General features: G+C 69.7%; 8 protein-coding genes and 1 pseudogene. All 9 read right to left on the bottom strand.

Features of this window, described 5'->3' with window-relative positions; genetic code table 11:
- Positions 1-1,091 (bottom strand): annotated as a pseudogene (locus COGEMETH_RS22950) (hypothetical protein); the annotation flags it as partial.
- Between the two features lie 154 nt (positions 1,092-1,245).
- Positions 1,246-1,524, bottom strand: coding sequence for a 3',5'-cyclic-nucleotide phosphodiesterase (locus tag COGEMETH_RS22955; RefSeq protein ID WP_238184997.1), 279 nt, complete (start codon positions 1,522-1,524; stop codon positions 1,246-1,248).
- A gap of 73 nt (positions 1,525-1,597) precedes the next feature.
- Positions 1,598-2,731: a coiled-coil domain-containing protein gene (locus COGEMETH_RS22960; RefSeq protein WP_238184998.1), complete on the bottom strand. Its 1,134-nt coding sequence runs from the start codon at positions 2,729-2,731 to the stop codon at positions 1,598-1,600.
- 104 nt (positions 2,732-2,835) lie between these two features.
- Positions 2,836-3,336: a YidB family protein gene (locus COGEMETH_RS22965; protein WP_238184999.1), complete on the bottom strand. Its 501-nt coding sequence runs from the start codon at positions 3,334-3,336 to the stop codon at positions 2,836-2,838.
- Between the two features lie 119 nt (positions 3,337-3,455).
- A complete protein-coding gene (aqpZ, locus tag COGEMETH_RS22970; RefSeq protein ID WP_238185000.1) occupies positions 3,456-4,229 on the bottom strand; it encodes an aquaporin Z in 774 nt (257 codons plus the stop codon).
- A 142-nt stretch (positions 4,230-4,371) separates the two neighbouring features.
- A complete protein-coding gene (locus COGEMETH_RS22975; RefSeq protein ID WP_238185001.1) occupies positions 4,372-4,818 on the bottom strand; it encodes a BA14K family protein in 447 nt (148 codons plus the stop codon).
- A gap of 174 nt (positions 4,819-4,992) precedes the next feature.
- Positions 4,993-5,430: a CsbD family protein gene (locus COGEMETH_RS22980; RefSeq protein WP_238185002.1), complete on the bottom strand. Its 438-nt coding sequence runs from the start codon at positions 5,428-5,430 to the stop codon at positions 4,993-4,995.
- A gap of 67 nt (positions 5,431-5,497) precedes the next feature.
- Positions 5,498-5,701, bottom strand: coding sequence for a CsbD family protein (locus COGEMETH_RS22985; protein ID WP_238185003.1), 204 nt, complete (start codon positions 5,699-5,701; stop codon positions 5,498-5,500).
- Between the two features lie 78 nt (positions 5,702-5,779).
- A partial coding sequence (locus COGEMETH_RS22990; RefSeq protein WP_238185004.1) for a PhnA-like protein occupies positions 5,780-6,526 on the bottom strand: 747 nt, incomplete at its 5' end.

Here is a 6,526-nt window from a genome sequence, read left to right on the forward strand (position 1 = left end):
CCGCCCTCCTGCGCATCGACGCTGACGACCTTGGTAAGGACCTCGGCCGATCCCGTCACGACTGCCCGCTCCGTTGGTGGGGCCTGAGGCGCCTCCGAGGAGCGGGACCCGATCCCTTTGGATGCGGCTCGATCCGAGACCTTCGCGTCGGGGCCGTCGCCAACCCCGGTCCGGCCGGACCGGACCGCATCGTTCTCGCCGATGGCGTTCGAGGCGCCATTGGTCGAAGCAATTTCGCCGGAGCCTCGCCGGGACGGGGATGCGGCGTCCGCCGTCTCCCGTCGAGTGGACACCGCATCGGGAACAGAGCGGATCACCGTCCGTGACGAACCCGGTTGCGACAGCACCACGGTCGCCTTGTCGGGCGAGGTCAGGGCAACCAACGGCTTGGCATCACCCGATGGCGCGACGGCCACCGCGACGCTGTCCCGCGATTGGCGAACGATGCCCTTCGCATCGGTCGCCCGAAGGCCGACCTCGCTGTTGCCGGCCGGGAGGGCGGGCGGGACGATGGCGAACTGGCCGTTCCCATCAGCGACCGCCCGGGCGGTGGGTTTGCCGTCGACTAAGAGCTCCACGGTGCCGTTCGGCGTCGCTCGCCCGGCGACGACGAGTTCCCCGTTCGGCTCGACGCGGACGGTATCGAACGATGGGGAACTTGGGTCAGGGGCGCCGGGGGCCACCGCCACGCCTGGTTCGCCCGGCGTTCGTTCAATCGCCGGTCTATCCCGAGCGATCGCTTCCGAGGTGTTTCCTCTGCTGGCGTCGACCTCTGGTCGCGATAGGGCCGCCACCGGTCGCCCGCCTTCGCCGTTCGAGGAGGGAAGCGAGGACCCGAGCCGCCAAAGGGCGCCATCACCGCCGACCAAGGCTAGGATCAGCCCGATCCCGATGAGGAGGGCAAGGAGCGCGATGGCAGCCCCGCGGCGACGCATCGGAGGTGCAGCTTGCCTGGCGGGTACCGGGACGAGCGTCGTCGCCCCCTTTCGGGAACCGCCACGTCTACGGAACAGGGCTGCGAGCAATCCCACGACGATAAGAAGGATTGCAGGAAACACCCTGAGGAAGGCGCGGCTCAGGCGGGTCAGCATAGTATTGTCGTCTCCCATGCCGCCGTGATCACCGTCCGGGGCTCCCGGTTATCGGGCATTCGTTCGGTCGGAGCGGATGCCCTGGAACACGCCCTCGGACAGGGGCACCGCGACGTCCGGTTTTCCGAGGCACCCTTTCTCGTTGTCGGTACGGTTAGTCGTCGGCCTCGCTGGACGATCCGGCACGGGACCGCTCGTAGGCGGCGATGGCCCCGGAGCATCCCGGAGAAAGATTCTGGCGATTGCGCTTGAAGCAGGCCTTCACCTCCGGCCCGCCCGGCTTCATGCCAGCGCACAGGCGGAGGTAATCGCCTCCGCAATTCACCCGCATGGCCTCCATCTCGGGACCCTCCTGCGCCGTGGATGGCCGGGAAACGATCAGGGCGCCTGCTAGAGCAAGCGATGTCAGGGCGAGGTTACGGATGTTCATCATGCGGTCTTTTCGTGCGGTGGGGCCGGACGGGTGACCCTACGCGGGAGCTTGCCCGCGTAGGGTCGACGGTGTCTCAGCGAGCCGGCTGGCTCGGCGCGGCGGCGGGCGGGTTGGCGAGCTGCTGACGGACCTCGGCGAGCTTCGACTGGGCGGTGCTCAGGTCCTGCCGGGCCGCAGCCAGCCGCTCGTCGAGGGTCCCGGCCTCCTTGTTGCGGGTCGCCAGGGTTTCGGTCAGCGTGGCGAGCTCTCCTTGCGCGTCGGTCTGGCGCTTGCGCAGGGCGTCGAGGGCGGCCGTGCCGGCATCGCGGTCGGCGGAGAGCTTCTGCAGCGCCTGCTCTGCCTGACCTCGCTCGGAGACGACGCGGTCGCGCTGGGCCTGGGCCTCGGCGAGTTCCTTACGGACGTTCGCCAGGGCATCGCGAGCCTGCTGGGCATCACGGTTGGCCTGCTCGATCTCGGTAGTGAGCTTCTCCTTGTTGGCGGTCAGGGCGGCGACGGCCTGTTCCGTATCCGTGCGCTGCTTGCCGGCCTGATCGGTCGCGGTCCGGGCCTCGGCCAGCTCCTTTTGGGCGGCGGCGGCAGCCTCGCGGGCATTCTGCTGGCGCTCCTCGGCCTTGGCGAGGTCGGCGGTCTTGGCCGTCGCCTCCTGGGTCATGGTCGCAAGGTCGGCGCGGAGCTTGGCCTCCTGCACCCGGGCGTCCTCCAAGCGGCGTCCGACCTCTGCGAGATCCTGGGTCCGGTCGACGGCGACCTTCTCGGCGGTGGTGATGGCCTCGCGCAGCGGGGTCAGCTTCCCCTCGGCCTGGGAGACCTGGGACTGCAGGTCGGTGAGCTTCTGCGACTCGGCCTCGGCCGCCTTCTTCGCCTCGGTCGCCTTGGCCTCGGCAGCCTGCTGCTCCTGGGTCAGGGTCGCGGCGCGGGACTTCGCCTCCGCGGCGGCCTTGCTTGCCTGCTGGTCCTGCTGCTGGGCGGTGGCGATCTTGGCCTGGAGCGAAGTCAGGGTGCCGGCGGTCGAGATCTGCCGTTCGAGATCGGCGCGCAGCGCCGTCTGCTGGCCCTGCAGGTCCTCGATGCGGTGGTCACGCGCGCTGCGCTGACGCGCACCGGCGATGGAGGCGACGATGAGCCAGGCCAGCAGGACCGCGGCCACCACCGCGAGGCTGAAGGGCAAGGGGCGTCGGAGTTCGGAACGGTAGTCGATGGCCATGGCGGTCTCGCAAGCTCGGGGAAAGGCGGTGTATCGAACCCCGGCGCGGCGTCGCCCGGCGTCATGTGTGGCCGGCGCCCTGGGGCACCGGCCACATCTTGGGGTCAGGCCGGCGAGCGGCCGTCGGTGGCGTAGCGGTCGATGGCCGAGGGCAGCTCTCGCGAGAGGCGAGACAGGAGAGCGCTACGGCTCAGGCCGGTCTGCTGGGTGAGGTGATCCAGGGTATCGGGGCCGATGGCGCGTTCGAGGTCGGCCTCGGGGATGTCGCGGTTGGTGCCCTGGTTGACCCAGGAGTTCGCAGTCTCGCCGTGGCCGCCCTTGGTGAAGTGGTCGACGAGCTCGCTCAGGCCGCTGGCGATCAGGCCGCCGACACCGGCGGTGCCGAGACCGCCGAGCAGGCTGCCGAGGTTGCCGATGCCGCCCGTGGAGCTCGTGTTGGAGGCGGTGTTCGGGATCGGCGGAACGGTGCCGTGGTTCGGGCTCAGGGAGGGGCTGGACGGTGTGTCGTGGCCCTTCAGGAGCTCGGCGAGCTTATCGCGGTTTTGGTATCCGGCCACGGCCAGCAGGCCGAGCAGCGCGGTCATCGAGGGATAGCCCTTGCTCATCGGTCGTCCTTGTCGGTTGTGAGGGTCGGACGGGTGTCCGCCCGCGGGGGCTCGGCCGCTGTGCCGGCGACCGTAATCCTGCCTGGCATCACGCCAGGCAGGTGTGGGGGAGCGGGCTGCTAGAACTCGGTCGGCTTGATGCCGGCCTTCTCCATCCGCTGTTCGGTCTCGCCCGTCAGCGCCTGCAGACCCTGCCGCTCGGGCATTTGGAGCACGGGGTCGAGGGCACGCATCGAGGCGTAAAGGCCAGCGGCGGCGGCACCGCCGAGCAGGGGCGCGACGATGAACAGCCAGAGTTGCTGGATCGCCGCCCAGCCGGCGAATAGGGCCGGACCGATGCTGCGGGCCGGGTTGACGGAGGTGTTGGTCACCGGGATCGACACGAGGTGGATCACTACGAGCACGATGCCGATGGCGACACCCGCGAACCCCACCGGGGCCTTCAGGTCGGTCGAGCCCAGGATGGTCAGGACCAGCAGGGTGGTGAGGACGAACTCGGCGATGAACGCCGCCGCTAGGTTGTAGTGTCCGGGCGAGCGCAGGTCATAGCCGTTCGAGGCGAAGCCGGTGGCGACGGCGTCGAAGCCGGGTCTCCCCTGGGCGATCAGGTAGAGGATGTAAGAGGCGGCGATGGCGCCGAGGACCTGGGCGGCCATGTAGGCCGGCAGCCGGGCCGCATCGAACTTACGGCTCCGGGTCAGGCCGAGCGTGACGGCCGGGTTCAGGTGGCAACCGGAAATCAGTCCGACCGCATAGATCATTGCTAGCAGGACGAACCCGAAGGACAATGACACACCGACGTAGCCAATGTGGTCCGCCGCGAGCACTGCGCTACCGCAGCCGCAGAATACAAGGACGAAGGTGCCGATGAACTCGGCGAGATACGGGCGCATGGGCGTTCAGCTTTTGGATCGAGTTTGCGGATGTCTGCGGGGTGTCAGCAACACGAGACATCCGCGAATCCGCGAGTCGTCCGGGAGCTATTCCGTCGTGGCACCGGACCCGCCGCCGTGGCGGGCCCGGTGGTCTGGATGGTTACGGGCAGGTGTGATGGTCGCCGTCGTTGCCGAGGTAGGTCCCGCTCGACGCGTCGTAGGACCGGAAGCGGCGGGCGCATGCTGCAACTGCCTCGGGGCCTGGACCGCCCTGCACGACCACCGGGGCAGCCTGAGCCTGAGAGTTGGCGATGGCGCCACCGATGATGGCACCCGCCGCGAGGCCGGCCACGCCCGCGCCCACCGCGGCGCCGACGCCGGGTCCGCGGCGATAGCCGTAACCGCGACCGTAGCCATAGCCCCGCCCGTAGCCACGTCCACCGCGCCAGCCATGACGGTGACCGAAGCGCCGGTACTGCACGTAATCGGTCGGCAGGTCCCCGCGGACGAGCGCTTCGATGGGAGCTGCGGAGGCCGGAGCGGCATGGGCCGGCAGGCCGACGAGGGTGGCTGCAACGGTGGTGGCGAGGGCGAGGGTCAGCTTCATCGTGGATAGGTTTCCTGAGTTGGTTTCGTACGGCAGGGGAACGTCAGTAGCCCCGGCGGTTCGGCGGGGTGCCTGAGCGTCCGGAAAAGCGGCGACTGACGTAGGCGATGACCTTCGGGAGCAGGAAGGCTGTGAGTAGCTTGCGGATCATGGTGTGATCTCCGGTGTGATGGGTCAGCGCTTGGAGCGGGACAGCCAGCCCACCGCGAACGCGACGGCGGCGAGGCCGAGCAGGGTCGAGGTGCGGTTGTCGTCGGCGTAGCGGGCGGCCTGGCGGCCATAGGTCGTGCCGCGCTTACGGGCATGACGGGCGAAGTCGCGACCGTCCGAGATAAGGTTCCCGGCACGGTCGCGTGCCTCGTCGACGAGATGACGCCCGTCCTCGATCAGGTTGCCGGCGCGATCCCGGACATCGTGGGCGATGTCGCGCCCGTCGTCGATGAGATCCTCGGCGCGGTCACGGGCGCGGCCGTAGGCGTACTGAGCCCCACCGGCCACCTGGTTGACGGCACCGCGAACCTGGCGAGCCGGATCGCCGGTCAGGCCGCCGACGGCGGTCTGCGCGCGACCCTTGAGGTGGCGGGACGCACCGCGGAACTGGTCACCGTTCATGGGATACTCCTGAGTTCGAATGATGGGGTGCAGGAACCCAACCGGGTCACCCACCGCCCTTATGGGATCAGCGCTTGCCGGTGACCTTGTCGACCAGCGACGACACGCCGTCCTTGGCTTCGCCGACGGTGCGCTGGGCCTCGCCCTTGAGTTCCTGCGCCTTGCCCTCGACGACGAGACCGTCGTTGCCAGTGACCTTGCCGGCGGCCTGCTTGACGTTGCCGGCGGCCTCGTTGGCGAGGCCCTTCAGCTTGTCGGTGGTGCTGCTCACGGATGATTCTTTCGGTTCGAGGGGCGGGATGTCGGACATTAAGGACCGGCCGGTCGCGAGGACCGGCCGGGGACGGGCTCAAACGCGGCGGGCGTCGTGGCTGTCGGCGAGGGTGTGGAGCTTCGGAGCGCCGAGGCGGCCACCGAAGAAGCCGGCGAGCGCGCCGAGGATCAGGGCCAGCGCACCGTAGAATGCACCTTGGGTGGCGGCGGACTTGGCGACGACGGCCGCCTGCTCGGCCTTCACCTTGGCGGTGGCGACGGTCTCTTCGTACTGCTTCTTGTAGTCCTGGATCTGCGTCTTGGCCTGGTCGGCCGGGATGCCCTGGGCCTTGGCGAGGGCGTCGGCGGCGCGGTTCTCGGCCTGGGCCTTCTGGGCCGGGTCACCCGTAAACAGGGCGCGGATCGCGGCGACGGCGGCGTCCTTGGCGGCCTGCGGGTCCTGGCCTGCGGCCTGGTTGCGGACCGACTGCTCGATGCCGTCGAAGGGGTTCGAGATCTTCGACAGCGACGGGGCCGCCGCCTGGGCCGCCGTCTGCACGGTGCCGCCCACGAGCGAGCCGGCGCCGCCGAGCGTGCTGGTCACGCCCGAGAAGGCGCCGTCGATCAGGCCCCCGGCCGCCGAGGTCAGCAGGTACAGCACCACGAGCGTGGTCACGGCCCAGGACACGAGGCCGTGCAGGCCGGCCGTTCCATCGATGGGCTTGCCGGACAGGCGCCCGGCGATGAAGCCTCCGGCCAGCGCCGCGACGATGCCGGAGCCCACGAACCAGATGCCGGCGCTCAGCGAGAGGGTCGAGGCGGCCGGGTTGTCGGCGGCCACCGG

This window comes from Methylobacterium trifolii (genome assembly GCF_022179685.1).
Classification (GTDB): domain Bacteria; phylum Pseudomonadota; class Alphaproteobacteria; order Rhizobiales; family Beijerinckiaceae; genus Methylobacterium; species Methylobacterium trifolii.

What these genes read in the sequence shown, in the direction of transcription:
- COGEMETH_RS22955 (WP_238184997.1), bottom strand. Translation starts at nt 1,524, where the DNA reads ATGATGAACATCCGTAACCTCGCCCTGACATCGCTTGCTCTAGCAGGC.
- COGEMETH_RS22960 (WP_238184998.1), bottom strand. Translation starts at nt 2,731, where the DNA reads ATGGCCATCGACTACCGTTCCGAACTCCGACGCCCCTTGCCCTTCAGC.
- COGEMETH_RS22965 (WP_238184999.1), bottom strand. Translation starts at nt 3,336, where the DNA reads ATGAGCAAGGGCTATCCCTCGATGACCGCGCTGCTCGGCCTGCTGGCC.
- aqpZ (WP_238185000.1), bottom strand. Translation starts at nt 4,229, where the DNA reads ATGCGCCCGTATCTCGCCGAGTTCATCGGCACCTTCGTCCTTGTATTC.
- COGEMETH_RS22975 (WP_238185001.1), bottom strand. Translation starts at nt 4,818, where the DNA reads ATGAAGCTGACCCTCGCCCTCGCCACCACCGTTGCAGCCACCCTCGTC.
- COGEMETH_RS22980 (WP_238185002.1), bottom strand. Translation starts at nt 5,430, where the DNA reads ATGAACGGTGACCAGTTCCGCGGTGCGTCCCGCCACCTCAAGGGTCGC.